Below are 16482 nucleotides of genomic sequence, written 5' to 3' on the forward strand. Positions count from 1 at the left end.
TGGATTCTTACCGATCGTCAATCTTTCGTTAAGGAGGTGATCCAGCCGCAGGTTCCCCTACGGCTACCTTGTTACGACTTCACCCCAGTCATCGGCCACACCGTGGTAAGCGTCCTCCTTGCGGTTAGACTACCTACTTCTGGTGCAACAAACTCCCATGGTGTGACGGGCGGTGTGTACAAGGCCCGGGAACGTATTCACCGCGGCATTCTGATCCGCGATTACTAGCGATTCCGACTTCATGGAGTCGAGTTGCAGACTCCAATCCGGACTACGATCGGCTTTTTGAGATTAGCATCCTATCGCTAGGTAGCAACCCTTTGTACCGACCATTGTAGCACGTGTGTAGCCCTGGCCGTAAGGGCCATGATGACTTGACGTCGTCCCCGCCTTCCTCCAGTTTGTCACTGGCAGTATCCTTAAAGTTCCCGACATTACTCGCTGGCAAATAAGGAAAAGGGTTGCGCTCGTTGCGGGACTTAACCCAACATCTCACGACACGAGCTGACGACAGCCATGCAGCACCTGTATCTAGATTCCCTAAGGCACCAATCCATCTCTGGAAAGTTTCTAGTATGTCAAGGCCAGGTAAGGTTCTTCGCGTTGCATCGAATTAAACCACATGCTCCACCGCTTGTGCGGGCCCCCGTCAATTCATTTGAGTTTTAGTCTTGCGACCGTACTCCCCAGGCGGTCTACTTATCGCGTTAGCTGCGCCACTAAAGCCTCAAAGGCCCCAACGGCTAGTAGACATCGTTTACGGCATGGACTACCAGGGTATCTAATCCTGTTTGCTCCCCATGCTTTCGTACCTCAGCGTCAGTATTAGGCCAGATGGCTGCCTTCGCCATCGGTATTCCTCCAGATCTCTACGCATTTCACCGCTACACCTGGAATTCTACCATCCTCTCCCATACTCTAGCTGACCAGTATCGAATGCAATTCCTAAGTTAAGCTCAGGGATTTCACATCCGACTTAATCAGCCGCCTACGCACGCTTTACGCCCAGTAAATCCGATTAACGCTCGCACCCTCTGTATTACCGCGGCTGCTGGCACAGAGTTAGCCGGTGCTTATTCTGCGAGTAACGTCCACTATCCAGTAGTATTAATACTAGTAGCCTCCTCCTCGCTTAAAGTGCTTTACAACCAAAAGGCCTTCTTCACACACGCGGCATGGCTGGATCAGGCTTCCGCCCATTGTCCAATATTCCCCACTGCTGCCTCCCGTAGGAGTCTGGGCCGTGTCTCAGTCCCAGTGTGGCGGATCATCCTCTCAGACCCGCTACAGATCGTCGCCTTGGTAGGCCTTTACCCCACCAACTAGCTAATCCGACTTAGGCTCATCATTTAGCGCAAGGTCCGAAGATCCCCTGCTTTCTCCCGTAGGACGTATGCGGTATTAGCATTCCTTTCGGAATGTTGTCCCCCACTAAATGGCAGATTCCTAAGCATTACTCACCCGTCCGCCGCTAAGATAAGGTGCAAGCACCTCATCTCCGCTCGACTTGCATGTGTTAAGCCTGCCGCCAGCGTTCAATCTGAGCCATGATCAAACTCTTCAGTTTAAAATCATTAGTAGCTTATGGCTACAAATCTTGGCTCATCAATTTTCTGACTAAAAATTCGCTCAAATAAACTTCGAGAAATTTCTACCATTCAATCAATGAAATATTTTCGATCGATCAACCAGTAAAAATCCACACAAGTTGTTCTTCTATTCTCTTAATGATCTTCTCGATGATTCGTCATCATCAAGCTAGGTCGGCTATGTTACTCTAATCTAAACTAAAGTCAACAGGTAATTTCGATATTTTTTAAACCTACCAATCAACCCAAGAATCTAACCTTTCTAGCCAAATCCTTGTTTCTCAACAAGTTTTTATCTGCATCACCGCCGATGGATGTGCATTCTACAGTATTCCCTACCCAATACAACCCCCTTTCCTAATCTTTTTATTTAAGTGAACGTTTTTTAGGCTAATCAGTTACTTTTTGTCTACTTTCTTTGTCGATAAGAACTTTTTTTAAACAATTAAGTTAAGTAGAATGTATCTCTTGCTTCAAATTTTTTGGCATTTTTGATTGGAAATACGGTTTATTAATAAAAAAGTACAATTACTGTTGCTTTTAGCGTCGATCGCTACGAGTCAGATTTGTTACGCCATTTCAAATCATAATTTTTATGAATTAGCATTAACCATATTGAGTTATAGCAAGTGGTCGAATACATCTCGCCCAATTATTTGTGTAATAGATAATGCTGAGGCTTCGAATCAATTTCAATCCAATATTAAACAACTTGGGTATGATTATCAGGTACAAGCTGTTAATTCAAAAGATTTTCAAAAAACAGAATGTCATGTTGTGTATTTCTCAACAACAACACCGCAACAACAACAAAACTTGATTCAAGCTTATCCATCGCGTTCATTACTGTCATTAAGTATTAATAATCCAGCATGTGAAATCGGCAGTATTTTCTGCTTATACAACAAAAAGACCTCTTCTACATTTAAAGTAAATCTAGATGCTTTGAGTTACTCCAAAGTTCATATCGACCCCCGAGTCTTAATCTTGGCGAAGAATACGGAGTAATTAAAGTGATTTCGAATTTATATCAGTCCACTTCATTACGGGCGTTATTTCGTAAGTCTCAGTTCTCGATTTTTGCGCTTACCGTTGTCATTTGTTCCTTTACCTTTGCAACTATTTCCATATTCACAATGGAAACGTACGCCAAACAAAATTTGCAACTATTAAGTCAAACGCTACTTGAACGAATCCAGCCCGCTGTTGTCTTCAAGGACAAAGGAGCAATTGATCAAATTTTAGCGGACTACACAACAGAACATGCGATTCGTAGTATTCATGTTTATGATCCAGAGCATCAATTATTAGCAGAAAGTACCAAGCAAATCGACCACACATCATTTTTACAAAGCGTTTTGGATAAATGGTTTCTACATGATCCAATCAAACTAACGGTTATTCATCATAAGAAACAAGTCGGCGAATTAGTTTTATATGGCAGCTCAGAAAATATTTTACATTTTTTAAAAACCATCATTATTGGCTTAGCCATATCAATGTTTTTTATTGTGATTGCACTGTTATGGTCCGTTAATCTTACCTATCGCCAAATCATGCAAGCGATCAAACCATTAACCCATATTGCTCAATTAGTGAGTGACCAAAAAGCTTACAACTTACGTTTTCCAAATAACCATATTAAAGAGTTTCAAAATCTTAATACGGTATTTAATGAGCTCTTAGAAGAAATACAAGTTTGGCATACTCATTTACAGAAAGAGAATCTCCAACTTTCATTTCAAGCTCACCATGACCAGCTCACAGGTTTACCTAATCGACACTATTTTTATGAAGAATTGCTCAATATTTTTAAAAATAATAAATTTCGTCACAATTCAGCGCTGATTTTCATAGATAATAATAAGTTTAAAGCAATTAATGATCATTATGGTCATCTTGCTGGCGATGCGGTATTAAGAGAAATGGCAAATCGATTAATGCAGTCTGTCAGACAAGAAGACTTTATTGCTCGTTTGGGTGGTGATGAATTCGCAATCATTTTGCATACCATCCATCATTCTGATCATTTACAAACAATCGCTGAAGGTTTACTAGCAAGTTGTGATGAGCCTTTGGATTTTAACGGTCAACTTATCCATTTTAGCTTTAGTTTAGGGATTGCATTTTCACAGTTTGCAGACAATCCAGATAATTTAGTCATGCAAGCAGATCAAGCAATGTATAAAGCTAAAAATTTAAATCCACATTGGTTTCTTTATAAACCAGAAATTTAGGACATGTTATGCGCGCTCACACTTTTAAGATATCCTTTGTAGCATTACTCTGCCTAACATTGACTGGCTGTTTAAGTTTTGGTCCTTTGAAATATCGTCAAGTCAAAATGCTAAAAAAAGAAGGTTTCGTTTTAACAGAAGAAGGTTGGAGTCTTGGTCTGCCTGAACGTTTACTTTTTGACTTTAATAAAGCAGATATTAAACTTGAAAATCAAAGAGAAATCGTTCGTCTTGCCAATCAATTGAACAAGTATGATCTGCAAAAATTAAAAGTTGTGGGTCACACTGATGATATTGGTAATCCTGAATATAACCAGAAATTGTCTGAAGAACGCGCTCAAAGCGTTTCTTCGATTTTTATTCATCAGGGTTTCAAACCCAATAATGTCACTGTGATTGGTCGTGGTGCAAGCCAACCTTTCGTGCCCAATACTTCTGATGAGAACCGCGCGAATAATCGCAGAGTTACGATTATTATTATTTCTTAACTTGCAATTTTTGTTAAAAGCCAACTATTTAAAGTTGGCTTTTTTAATTTATATGAGTTGAATAATATCAATCGTCGGTGGAACCCTAAATCGAAATGGAACGCCAACCATACCTGTTCCAACCGTTACAAATACATCAGCGTGTTCATGTGTATAAAAACCTTTTTTGTGCCCCAAGATAGACACTTTTTTCATAATATACGTTGTAATCCAAGGAAGTTCTATTTGTCCACCATGGGTATGACCAGCAAGCATTAATGGCCGTGTAGGTAATGCCGGCACCATATCTACTGTATCAGGGTTATGAGATAAAATGAGCCATGGTTTATCTTGTGGTAAGTCTGGCATAAATCGCATATTTGCCTTCCCTGCCCACAGATCACCAATGCCAATTAAGCGAAACTCATCAAAATCGATAATCTGCCCTTCTATATCAATCACATTATTTTGTTCTAATGCCGCTTTGAGCAATGATTGTATTGGAGGACCTGGATATTGCTCATCATGATTCCCTGGCACAGAATAAACGGGTGCTTGGATTTCCTTTAAAACAGAGAGCTCCTGAATCAAACGATTTTCAGGTTCATAAGTCCAATCACCTGCAACCACCACAATATCTGGTTTAGCTTCATTTAACTTTTTAACAATGCTTTTTAATTGACGTTCATGACCAGAAAACAATCCCACATGCATATCTGCAATTAAGGCCACTTTAACGGGTTGAATAAAATCACGATCCGAATTTAAACGGTATTGATGATGTTTAATATGAACCATATGTGGCTCAATAAATCGTGCATAAATCAATATGCTCGTTAAAAGGAAAACAAAAATACTTTCATGTAAACTGTAAAACTCAGACCAACCTGCATACAAGGTAAAAAACCAGAGAGGAACTAACAAATAAGAAAGATAAAATGCAGCTAGATGTACAAAAGCTTTGAAAGGATGAATCGTTTCAGTTCTTGCTTGATGAATCCATGCCTGAGCGAATGCCCATAAGGCTAAAACAATAAAAATAGTATAGAAAATTAATATAACTGTGTCTGAATTCGACATTACCACTCTCATTAATCTGACATTAGGGCATACATCGCATCTCATATTTATAATTTTTGATGAAATGCTATACTCAAGTCCAACTTTTAATCAGTAAAGATTATGACGCAATTTTCTCATCTAAATCGTAAACATACAAAAATAAGTACAACTACTTACAATAAAAGTATGCTTGCGATTTATTGCAGTATTGCGATCACAATCACAGGATGCAGCACACTACCTAAACATAAAATAGAGCCAATACAACAATCTAACATTCAACAATTAGAAATAAACCAGACAACTTTGGCTCAGATCATTCAACCTTTAGAACAACAAAATCCTGGATTGACGGGTTATCACGTTTTATTTGAACCCCTAGAAGCGTTAGCAGCACGACTACGTTTAATTGATAAGGCAGAGAAAACCTTAGATTTGCAATATTATATTTGGGACAATGACAAAGTAGGTGCTCTTGCTTTGCATGCGCTGATTCGCGCAGCAGATCGTGGTGTCAAAGTGCGATTACTTATTGATGATAATAACGCAAAAAAAACTGAAGGAATCTTCTTAGCTCTGGCACAGCATCCAAATATTGACGTTAAATTATTCAATCCCTATCGTTTTCGCAAATACCGTGCGCTTGATATGGTTTTAGACTTAAAACGTATCAACCGCAGAATGCACAATAAGAGCTTTATTGCAGACCATCAAGTTGCTCTAATTGGTGGCAGAAACATGACTAATCAATATTATAATGTCAGTGATAACTACCAGTTTTCTGATGTTGATGTGATGCTCGTGGGTACAGCAGTCACTGATATTTCACAGTCTTTTGATGAATACTGGAATCATAGTTACGCTTACGATGTAAGGGAAATTGTCAATCAAAATGCTCATCGCTTAAGCTATGAGAGCCTAAAACAGCAACTTGATGAACATTCTAAGCGAGCAACGGTACAGAATTATCTTGATTTGACTGGTAACTCACAGGCAATTGATTCAATTATCAGTCGGGATATTCCTTTAAACTGGGTAAAAGCTGAAGTTGTAAAAGACTCTCCTGACAAAATTAAATCAAAAGCCAAAAAACAAGAACACCTTAATTTCCAATTGATTAACCATTTAGAACAACCTGAAAAAAATATTGACCTCATCTCAGCTTACTTTGTCCCTGAAAAAAAGGGGGCTAAAATTCTCAATGATCTTGCAAAAGATGGAATCGAGGTTCGAGTGCTCACAAACTCATTTCAGGCAAACGATGTCGCTGTTGTTCATGCATTTTATGGAAAATATCGTCAGGATTTACTGGAACATGGTGTACAGCTATATGAGTTTCTCCCCGCATTAAATAAAAATGATCTCGATAAACATACCGAAGAACTCGCGAAGAAAGCAAAAGTAAATATCAAAGGACTAAGCCGTTCCAGTTTACATGCCAAACTGATGGCGCTAGATGAAAAGCAAGTTTTTATTGGTTCATTTAATTTTGATCCACGCTCTGCATACCTGAACACTGAAATTGGCGTGCTTTTAGATAGCCCACCTTTAGCGCAGGCTGTTCATGCGACTATGGATCAAAATCTACGTAAATATGCCTATAAATTAGTGTTAGATGCCAATAAAAAAATTACATGGCGACGTGAAACACCACAAGGCCCTGTCATCTACACCAAAGAACCTCGAATGAAATGGTGGCAAAAGGCAGGAATGAAAATTATTTCATGGCTGCCAATTGAAGGCTTTATGTAATTTAAAGCGAGTATTGTTATGGCAGCGTATTTAAAACTTTGCTTTGTAACTCAAGCAGCCCTGCTCGCATTTGACGATCAACTTCTTTAGTTAAGCTATCTACCGTATGGTCTGTTACAGGAATTGCAGGTAGGGTCAATAAATGTGCGGTAACTTTTGGCATTTCTAAAACACGTTGTACATGTTCTGCAAAAGACATTTCACCAATAAATGGTGCGACCAAATCTAATTCACCTTGCTGATTGACATAGCAAATCACACAAATTTGAACTGGACGTTGCGCATCAATGGCAGCACCCAATAAGCGCCCATGTACTTTTTTGACCTGACGACCATCTGTGGTTGTGGCTTCTGGAAAGAACAAAACGGGAATATCTTGTTTTAAAAACGCTGTAATTTGTTCTTTTATTCGGATTGAGTCACCAGAACCTCGCTTAATAAATAAGGTTCCACCGCCTTTTGCTAGATTACCCAAAATAGGCCATTTTTCGACCTCTGCTTTTGCTAAGAAGAAGATACGTGCTCCAGAGCCAAGTACAGCAACATCTAACCAAGAAATATGATTACTCACCCAAAGCGCTGGTTCTCGTGGAATAGTGCCATGAATCTGCACTTCGATATTAAAAACTTCGCATAAACGGCGGCAAAAATACTGAACATAACGCGTATTCGTTGGATTATTCGGATCCTTGTATAAACCGTGTCGATAAATGAGATAAAAACCTTCACCAATTGTTTCTAGACCTGAGGCTAATTTTTTACTATACAAGCTCAATTTAGAGATTAAATTTAATGGTGTGTTATTTGCTGCTGTTGCTTCTTGAGTCATAAATCATTAAAACCGTACGCATGTATGCACATTGCATTGAACTAGCTCACTTATATCATGCCCGTATCTATTTATAAAAGTTACCACCATGAGAAAAAACGAATGTGAATATAATTATTTTCAATTTTAAAAGGTTTTTTAAATTAAATATCATAAATAAATCGAATTAACAAATTAAGAGGTCATGTGATGAATCCTCAACACACAACATCTCATAATCAAGTGAATATTCCTTATGGCTATGCTTTAAGAATATTTTTTGGCTGGTCAATTTTATATATCGGCACACTCGTTGGTTTTATCAAACTTCTTCATCATCATGTCATATAAATCCATGAAGCCTTTGCCCTTTGCTTGAAGTTTATTCTAGAATAAGGCTTCTATACTCAGGATATGATAACAGCGTGGAATTTTTTGAGCGGCAACAAGGTGGTGAACGAGCAATTTTAGTCAGTGTTTCTGTGCAGTTACTCGATGACCTTGATGCTGAAGAGTTTCGATTGCTCGCTCAATCCGCTGGTGCTGAAATTCTTGAACATATTTCTGTACAAAGAAATAAGCCAGACCCTAAATTTTTTATTGGCTCAGGCAAAGTGGATGAAATCGCAGAATTAGTTCAGCAGCTAGAAGCTGAATTAGTCATCTTTGATCACTCTCTTTCACCAGCCCAAGAACGTAATTTAGAAAGAATCTTAAAATGCCGTGTGATTGATCGCACAGGGCTTATTTTAGATATCTTCGCATTACGAGCGCGTACACACGAAGGAAAATTACAAGTTGAACTTGCCCAACTTAAGCATTTATCAACGCGCTTAATTCGAGGCTTCACAGGTAATTTAGAACAACAAAAAGGTGGGATTGGTCTACGTGGTCCTGGTGAATCACAACTTGAAACTGACCGCCGACTCATTAAAGTACGTATTACCCAACTGAAAGACAAATTGGTTAAAGTTCAACAGACCCGGTTACAAGGTCGTGCCGCACGCCAAAAAGCAGCAATTCCAACGATTTCTTTGGTTGGTTATACCAATGCAGGTAAATCGACACTGTTTAATATTTTAGCCCAAAGTGATGTCTATGCAGCAGACCAACTTTTTGCAACGCTCGATCCAACCTTACGTCGTCTAGAATGGGATGGTATCGGTACTGTCGTACTCGCAGATACAGTTGGATTTGTGAGAAATTTACAGCATGATTTGGTTGAATCTTTCAAAGCGACTTTGGAAGAAACGCTAGAAGCGACCTTACTTTTGCATGTAATTGACAGCAGTAGCCCTAACATGCCTGAACAAATCGAAGCAGTGGAATCTGTGCTGAAAGAAATTGGAGCCGATGCACCGATTCTTCATGTTTACAATAAAATTGATCTCAGCGGTGATACGGCAAAAATCATTTATAAAGCAGCAGATTTACCTGATCGCGTTTATGTTTCTGCGCATTCTGGGCAGGGATTAGATTTATTAAGCCAAGCTGTTCAACAATGCCTGATGGGACAGTTACAACATTTCGACTTAGTTCTCAAACCTGCTTACGGTAAACTACGCACACAACTTTATACACTCAATGTCATTCAAACTGAACAATATGATGAGCAAGGTGATTTGCATTTATCAGTTTGTATTGCTCCACAAAAATTGCATCAACTGATCAAACAAGCACATCTACCATTAGATGAAATTCTTGGAAACCAAGCAGCCTTATTTCACAGGCCTTTGGAAGAATTTGAAAAGTAAGCATCAATGTAATAATCGTTCATAAGTGAGAGTTAGAAAAAAGATGAAAGAAATTGATTGGACAGCTTGGTTTTGCACGATTATATTAATTATTGTATTTCGCGAAGGCGCTGTTGCTATTACCACGGTCTTTCATCATCCAGAATTAGGTAATCTCGTCGGGCTGATCAGCTTACTTGCAACTTTATTAATTTGGAGAAGATTTAGAAAAATATCCAATCGTCTTATAGATACCAACAACAAAATCATGAAAGAAAGTGCTTTTGCATTTTTGCCAATCTGTGCTGGCTCTTTGATCATGTTGGTACATTTAGGCAAAGAAATTCCAATCTTTTTATTTGTCTTAACCCTGAGTACTTTATTGCCATTGTGGATTTACGCCAAAATGGCAAAACGCTGGTTATAGGAGTTCATGAATATGTTGATGGTTATATATGGATTCGTGATTACCTTAATCAGTTATCTCATCGCAAAACCTTTAAATAAAAAAATTCCACAGATTCCATTAATTGTTTTTGCGATGTTTATCGTGATCGGGCTACTCGCAATTTTGGGTATTCCTTATGAACATTACATGAATAATGTGAATAGTATATTTAATCATTTACTTGGCTACGTTACTGTAGCTTTAGCCATCCCTCTAGCTGCGATGCGTTATGATGATTTGCCAATTAAATCGATGATTGGCATTTTGTGTTTTGCAAGTATCAGTGCAGTTGCATTGCCGATGGGACTTGCATATTTATTACATATGTCAGAACCAACAATTATGGCTTTTGCGACCCGAGCTGTAACGACGCCAATTGCTCTGAATATTGCCACACTATTACACGCTCCTCTGATGATGGTGTCACTGATTGTGATTTTATCTGGAGTCATTGGTGCCGCATTTTCTCCGTGGATTTTAAAACATATCCATGATGAACGGGCTTCAGGCTTAGCTCTAGGTTTGGCTGCTCATGCAATTGGTACAGCACAAGCATGGCAGCGAGGCCCTGTTACAGGTCGTTACGCTGCTTTTGGGATGGCTGTGAATGGTGTATTTACTGCTATATGGCTACCCACTTTTATTTTGTCTCTTACTTAATTTGTCACACAGATGTCAATTAATATTGAACTAGTTGTCAAAAATCCTACATAATGAAAGTTCAAACGTTAAAAGGATTTTTAATGATGGGCAAACAATTATTAGGCGCGTTGATTCTCTCTGCGATAAGCAGTTTTAGCTTTGCAGAAGATATTACAGGTATGTGGCAAAGTATCGATGACAAAACTGGCGCACCAAAAGCTTTGGTTGAAATTCGTCAAGAAGCGAACGGTACTTATGCGGGTAAGGTTGTAAAGATTACTCCACGAGCAGGCTACACACCTAAAGAAATATGTGTGGGCTGTCCGGCGCCATATACCAACAAACCAATTTTAGGTTTAGACGTTATGACAGGCTTAAAACATGGTGAAGGAATTAACTACGTTAATGGACGTATCCTAGATCCGAATACAGGTAAAGTTTATAGTATGAAAGCGAAATTAAGTTCAAATGGTAAACGTTTACACTTACGTGGCTATCTTGGAGTATCTGCGTTAGGTCGTAATCAGATCTGGATTCGCGATGAATAATTTTTAAAACGATATCATCGCGCCAACCATTTCCGTATTTGATCAAATTGATCACGGTTTAGCACTATAAAACACCTTTTTTTCGTTCTGAATGAAAGGTGTTTTTTCTTAAACATTAAAAAAATTCATTGAAATTTCAATTATTAAAAAAAATACACAAATGTAAAATAATGATTGAATGTGTTGTTAGAAATCCGAAATAATAGAGAGACAATAATAGTGGCTGAGTAGCTTAACATGTACACAAAACTAATTACGTTTTTCTTCTTATTTAGTCTTAGCCATTTGACTTTTGCACAGGATATTATAGGTACTTGGCAAAGTGTTGATGATCTAACTGGAGCACCCAAAGGGCAAGTTGAAATCACCCAAGAAGCCGATGGAACATATATTGGTAAAATCACTAAAATCACGCCACGCACAGGTTATATACCAAAAGAATTTTGTACGGGCTGCCCAACTCCTTACACCAACAAACCTATCCTCGGTTTGACTGTTATCACCAAGTTAAAGCATAAAAAAGACTTATCTTATTCTGGTGGCAAAATCTTAGATCCAAACAGTGGTCGTATTTATAGTCTTGCAGCAAAAGTAAGTAATAATGGACAGCGTTTACACTTACGAGGATATGTAGGCGTATCAGTATTAGGTCGTAGTCAAATTTGGATTCGTGTGAATAACTAAAAATCTAATCAATAAAAAAGCCCTCAATTTGAGGGCTTTTTTATATTTCTATAACTGTAGTTTAATGGCTTTGCAACTTTGCGTAGTCAATCAAGACATTTGCAGCTTCTGTAATAAAAGTTTCTTCTTCAGGCAATGCTGGTCGTGCATAAGCTTTCATTTTGGCACGTGACTCAATTAATGCATCAATCGAAGCCTGATAGCTTTCCCAGTTGGCATAAGGTGCCTGACCTGTCGCTATACGACGCTGATTTTCAGCATTGAGTGTTTGCTTTTCTAAATCAATTAGCTCAGCCCGACGTTGAGCAATATCTAACTCAACTTTCTTCTGATCAGAACTTTTTTGTGCGATCAGTTTTCGAGCTTCTAAATAATTAAATTGTGAATCAGCTTTCACCCGCTGTTCAGAAGATTGGGTAAGCTTAGCAATATACGGTTGCACAGAACCTTCGCGCTTGAAAGGAGCTGTTGGAATGGTATCCCATTTCAATGCATTTTTAGCTTTACGCTCACCAAACTCCTCATTGTAAATATCAACAAGTTTGATATCAGGAATTACGCCTTTGTTCTGCGTACTTCCACCCGTGACACGATAGAATTTGCGTTGCGTTAATGTTGCTTGTCCATGTGCTAAGGAATCTAATTGAACCTGAGCGGTGCCTTTTCCTGTCGTAGTACTACCAATAATAATACCGCGTTCATAATCTTGGATTGCAGCAGAATATATCTCACTCGCAGACGCAGATGCTAAATTAACGAGCACAGCCATTGGTCCAGCATAAATTTGCTCTCCGCCATCAGTGTCTTCAAAAACATTCACATTGCCATTGCCATCCCGAATTTGTACGACTGGACCAGACTTAATCACCTGACCCAGCATACGAGCAACCTCTTCTAATGAACCACCTGGGTCATTACGTAAATCAACCAGAACACCTTCTACTTTCTGTGCTTTGAGCGATTCAAATGCTTTTGCTGTATCTTCAGAAACTGAACGATATTCTGTACCAGCTCGACGTGAACGATAATCGAAATAGAATGATGGAATTTCAATTACACCGAAAAGATGTTTTTTTCCATCACGTGTAATCTCAACCGTACGAGAGCGAACCCCAGCATCTTCTTCCTGAATCACATCTCGGACCAAGCTGACATTACGTGCTTGGCTCATGGAAGCGCCCGCACCGAGTAAGCGAACAGTTACTTTAGTTCCACGCTTACCACGAATCAATCCAACAATTTCTGAACTCGACCAACCAATGACATCAATCATTTTTTCGCCGTCTTGGGCAACGCCAATGATTCGATCTCCTGATTTGATTTGACCAGATTTACTCGCTGGCCCACCTTCAACAATGGTTTCAATCTTGGTGTAATCCTCATTGCCTCGCTCTGGACGAATGGATACCCCAATACCTTCAAGTTGTAGGGTGGTTTGACGGTTTAGTTCCATTGCATCGATAGGAGGATAATAATTACTGTGTGGATCATACGTTGCAAGCATGGCATTGAGTGTTTTATCTAACACATCATCACTCTTGACACGTCCCATACGTTCTAACTGGCGTGTATAACGTTTCGTGAGCGTCTGAACTGGTGTTAAGTCTTCAGGTCCAGTTAAGTCCTGACCATTGGCAAGCGATGGATCTGCTTTCAAAGCTTTTTGTTTCGCCTGCTCTTCTTCTTTGCTAATCGTTAAATTAATTAATTGAGACACCAACATTCTCTGCCAATGTGCTTGTTGCTCGGCAGAAGTCTGAAAATAAGGCGCTTTTTCGCGATCTATATCAAGGTAAACACCCTTTTGCTGTAAATTTTGCGGCTTCTTCAATTCAGCCAACATAAATTCGTAGAACTGTTTCAAGCGTTCACGATATTGGGCATGAATCGCAAAAGGTCCAGTTAGGTTTCCTGCTTTTAATGAGCTACCAAAATTTGAACCATATTTATTTTTATATTCTGAAACTTCACTGCTCAGAAATAATGAATGATCTGGATCTAAGCTATCCAAATACATATCTAGAATACGATTTGATGTCGCAGCATCTAAACGCATATTTAGATAATGCTGACGATCAACTAATGTTGCCAACTGACGTGCGACCAATGCTTGTTCTTGTGATGGCTTGATCACGGTTGAAACAACAGGAGCTTCCGTTGCCGCAAATGCCTCATTCATTGTATGAGAAAAAAATAAACCACCAGTCGCGATTGCAACTGCACACGCTATCATTTGAAGTTTCATAAAATTTTGGTACTTCCTTGGATATGGCAATTATTACATGCTAGTACAATCAATATGAACATATTTCATTCAATATTTTTACCAAACTGTAGTACGCGTTAATCATTGTAAATAAATGACCAACAAGCACTTATCATCAATATCATGTAGTTTTATCATATTCTGTACTGACAAAATGTAGCAAATCATTGCACAATTTAGCTATCGCTTTTTTACATCAAAATTCAAATGGAATCTATATGATCGGCGCATTGATGCTAGACGTTGCTGGCACAGAACTTACTCAAGAAGATATTGAACTATTACAAGCTCCGCAAGTCGGTGGCATGATTTTATTTGCACGAAATATTGAGTCTCCTCAACAAGTTCGCGCTTTAACTGATCATATGCGCCAAGTCCGTCCAGATATTCTGATTGCTGTCGATCAAGAAGGTGGGCGTGTTCAACGTTTAAGACAAGGCTTCACCTTGTTACCTGCAATGGGGCGACTTGGTGAACATTATGCACATCATCCCGAACAAGCAATTGAGTTAGCCCAACAGTGTGGTTGGTTAATGGCAACTGAGGTTCTCGCTGTAGGTATCGATTTTAGTTTTGCTCCAGTCTTAGACCTGAATGACATTAGTGATGTGATTGGTGATCGAGGCTTTGCTAAAAATATGCAAGACATCGTGCCGCTCGCTGATGCCTTTATGCGTGGAATGAAACAAGCAGGTATGGCAACGACTGGAAAACACTTTCCTGGACACGGTTCTGTGAAAGCCGATTCGCACGTTGCAGCGGCGATTGACAGCCGTTCATATCAAGAAATTTATGACAAAGACATGCAAAGTTTTATCAAGTTGATGCCTCAGCTCGATGCACTGATGCCAGCGCATGTGATTTATGATCAAGTCGATCCAAACCCTGCTGGCTTTTCTTCATTCTGGCTGCAGAATATCTTACGCCAGCAGTTAAAATTTGACGGCGTTTTGTTCTCTGATGATCTCAGTATGCAAGCCGCATGTGTTGCTGGTGGTGCTGATGCACGTATTCAAGCGGCATTAAATGCGGGTTGTGATATGGGATTAGTGTGTAATGATCGAACAGCAGCATGTACAGCCTTAGATGGTATCGGGAAGCTTGCTTTACCAAATCAACAACGTCTAGAGCGTATGCGCGGTAAAATCCCAAACATCCAAGTAGGCTCAACACTAAATTTAGATGAAAGTTGGCAGAACGTAAAAAAAGTCATTGAAGACTTTAAGAATTCGTTTTAACTTGCCAATAAGCAAAAGATGATTTAACACGCCATCTCCAATTGATCTATTTAAAAATGAATAGGTCAATTTCCTCGCGCAAATGGGTTGTGCATGGGAACAGAATAAAATGAAAAAATTGAGTCTAGGACAGATGACACAACAACTTTCGAAACACCGCCATATTTCATTTACTGCACACTATACCGGCTATATTTGGTATCAAATGGGCATTTCCCATCCTGCATTAGCGACAACTAAAGGAAAAACACTAGCAGCCTTAGTCCATCCGATTGAAAGTTGGGCAGAAAAGTATGTTGGTGGAAGTATGCGAACAACCTTGAAACAACGTCATACCATGCTTGATACGCATTTAGAGCAATTGATTCAGCGACATCCAAACCTACAAGTACTTGAAATTGCATGTGGCTTATCGCCACGAGGTTGGTGGTTTAGACAGCATCACTCAGACATTTGCTATCGTGAACTTGACTTACCTGATATGGCCGCAACAAAACAAGCAGCATTACAACAAATTGAACCACATGTTGATGATGTCCTATCCGTTGATTTATTTACAGAAGCATTTGCAAACGTATTTAAAGTCTTTGACCCTAAACGACCTTTGGTGATTATTAGTGAAGGCTTAATTAACTACTTTGAAAAGCCGTTACTTAAGCAACTTATTCAAGCAATTGCGATCTATGGCCGTGACTTCAAAGAACTTCATTATTTAACCGATCTTTATCCAGAACCCACTCAAAATAAATTAGCAACCATTATCTGGAATAGTAGTCGTTTATTGAAATTAATGTCACGCAGCGCTTTTAGCTTCCACTTTAAGACACCAGCAGAGGTAGAGAATTTTTTTCATGAAGCCGGTTTTAAGCAAGTTGAAGTGCTTCAACCTAAAGAATTTTTTGAACAAACACGTTTAGAAAACAAGGAACAGCATCTCGGTGATCTTGTTTGGATGATTCAAGCCACCAATAAATAAAAGTCAAAAAAAAGAGAAGTGAATTCAAAACA

15 protein-coding genes and 1 rRNA gene are annotated in these 16482 nt (G+C 39.1%); 12 read left to right on the forward strand and 4 right to left on the reverse strand.

Features of this window, described 5'->3' with window-relative positions; all coding sequences use genetic code 11:
• Positions 1 to 29: 29 nt before the first annotated feature.
• Positions 30 to 1567: ribosomal RNA gene (locus tag O1449_RS13215) — 16S ribosomal RNA — on the reverse strand.
• A gap of 556 nt (positions 1568 to 2123) precedes the next feature.
• Here O1449_RS13215 and O1449_RS13220 point away from each other — a divergent pair.
• From O1449_RS13220 to O1449_RS13230, 3 genes are read left to right on the forward strand one after another with little or no spacing between them, the layout of a single operon-like run.
• Positions 2124 to 2597, forward strand: coding sequence for a YfiR family protein (locus O1449_RS13220; RefSeq protein WP_034601049.1), 474 nt, complete (start codon positions 2124 to 2126; stop codon positions 2595 to 2597).
• 5 nt (positions 2598 to 2602) lie between these two features.
• Complete coding sequence (locus O1449_RS13225; RefSeq protein ID WP_269238541.1) at positions 2603 to 3826, forward strand: diguanylate cyclase domain-containing protein; 1224 nt, start codon at positions 2603 to 2605, stop codon at positions 3824 to 3826.
• 8 nt (positions 3827 to 3834) lie between these two features.
• Entirely contained in the window at positions 3835 to 4314 is a 480-nt protein-coding gene (locus tag O1449_RS13230) for an OmpA family protein (RefSeq protein ID WP_269238542.1), read from the forward strand.
• A gap of 48 nt (positions 4315 to 4362) precedes the next feature.
• Here O1449_RS13230 and O1449_RS13235 read toward each other — a convergent pair whose 3' ends face one another.
• Positions 4363 to 5373, reverse strand: coding sequence for a metallophosphoesterase (locus tag O1449_RS13235; protein ID WP_269238543.1), 1011 nt, complete (start codon positions 5371 to 5373; stop codon positions 4363 to 4365).
• A gap of 168 nt (positions 5374 to 5541) precedes the next feature.
• On the opposite strand from O1449_RS13235, the gene O1449_RS13240 reads away from it, so the two are divergent.
• The gene (locus tag O1449_RS13240) at positions 5542 to 7107 is read left to right on the forward strand and encodes a phospholipase D family protein (RefSeq protein ID WP_442865341.1); all 1566 of its coding nucleotides are present in this window, start codon (positions 5542 to 5544) and stop codon (positions 7105 to 7107) included.
• A gap of 16 nt (positions 7108 to 7123) precedes the next feature.
• Here O1449_RS13240 and O1449_RS13245 read toward each other — a convergent pair whose 3' ends face one another.
• Positions 7124 to 7936, reverse strand: coding sequence for a lysophospholipid acyltransferase family protein (locus tag O1449_RS13245; RefSeq protein WP_269229568.1), 813 nt, complete (start codon positions 7934 to 7936; stop codon positions 7124 to 7126).
• Between the two features lie 189 nt (positions 7937 to 8125).
• On the opposite strand from O1449_RS13245, the gene O1449_RS13250 reads away from it, so the two are divergent.
• The 6 genes from O1449_RS13250 (at position 8126) to O1449_RS13275 (ending at position 11970) form a co-directional block, all read left to right on the forward strand.
• Positions 8126 to 8266, forward strand: a complete 141-nt coding sequence (locus O1449_RS13250; RefSeq protein ID WP_171249115.1) for a hypothetical protein — start codon at positions 8126 to 8128, stop codon at positions 8264 to 8266.
• Between the two features lie 74 nt (positions 8267 to 8340).
• Positions 8341 to 9669 (forward strand): ribosome rescue GTPase HflX, encoded by a 1329-nt coding sequence (hflX, locus tag O1449_RS13255; RefSeq protein ID WP_046738402.1) that lies wholly within the window; start codon positions 8341 to 8343, stop codon positions 9667 to 9669.
• 43 nt (positions 9670 to 9712) lie between these two features.
• Entirely contained in the window at positions 9713 to 10075 is a 363-nt protein-coding gene (locus O1449_RS13260) for a hypothetical protein (RefSeq protein WP_269238545.1), read from the forward strand.
• Positions 10076 to 10087: 12 nt separating this feature from the next.
• Positions 10088 to 10756 (forward strand): LrgB family protein, encoded by a 669-nt coding sequence (locus O1449_RS13265; protein ID WP_269229567.1) that lies wholly within the window; start codon positions 10088 to 10090, stop codon positions 10754 to 10756.
• A gap of 86 nt (positions 10757 to 10842) precedes the next feature.
• Entirely contained in the window at positions 10843 to 11286 is a 444-nt protein-coding gene (locus O1449_RS13270; RefSeq protein ID WP_269230394.1) for a DUF2147 domain-containing protein, read from the forward strand.
• 237 nt (positions 11287 to 11523) lie between these two features.
• Positions 11524 to 11970 carry a DUF2147 domain-containing protein gene (locus tag O1449_RS13275; protein WP_269238546.1) on the forward strand — a complete coding sequence of 149 codons (447 nt, stop codon included), beginning with the start codon at positions 11524 to 11526 and terminating at the stop codon, positions 11968 to 11970.
• Between the two features lie 61 nt (positions 11971 to 12031).
• On the opposite strand, the gene O1449_RS13280 is transcribed toward O1449_RS13275, so the two are convergent.
• Positions 12032 to 14215: a carboxy terminal-processing peptidase gene (locus O1449_RS13280; RefSeq protein ID WP_269238547.1), complete on the reverse strand. Its 2184-nt coding sequence runs from the start codon at positions 14213 to 14215 to the stop codon at positions 12032 to 12034.
• Positions 14216 to 14454: 239 nt separating this feature from the next.
• Here O1449_RS13280 and nagZ point away from each other — a divergent pair, with 239 nt between their 5' ends.
• Positions 14455 to 15474, forward strand: a complete 1020-nt coding sequence (gene nagZ, locus O1449_RS13285; protein WP_269238548.1) for a beta-N-acetylhexosaminidase — start codon at positions 14455 to 14457, stop codon at positions 15472 to 15474.
• A 133-nt stretch (positions 15475 to 15607) separates the two neighbouring features.
• Entirely contained in the window at positions 15608 to 16450 is an 843-nt protein-coding gene (locus tag O1449_RS13290; RefSeq protein ID WP_269239716.1) for a class I SAM-dependent methyltransferase, read from the forward strand.
• Positions 16451 to 16482 lie beyond the last annotated feature (32 nt).

This window comes from Acinetobacter sp. TR3 (genome assembly GCF_027105055.1).
Classification (GTDB): domain Bacteria; phylum Pseudomonadota; class Gammaproteobacteria; order Pseudomonadales; family Moraxellaceae; genus Acinetobacter.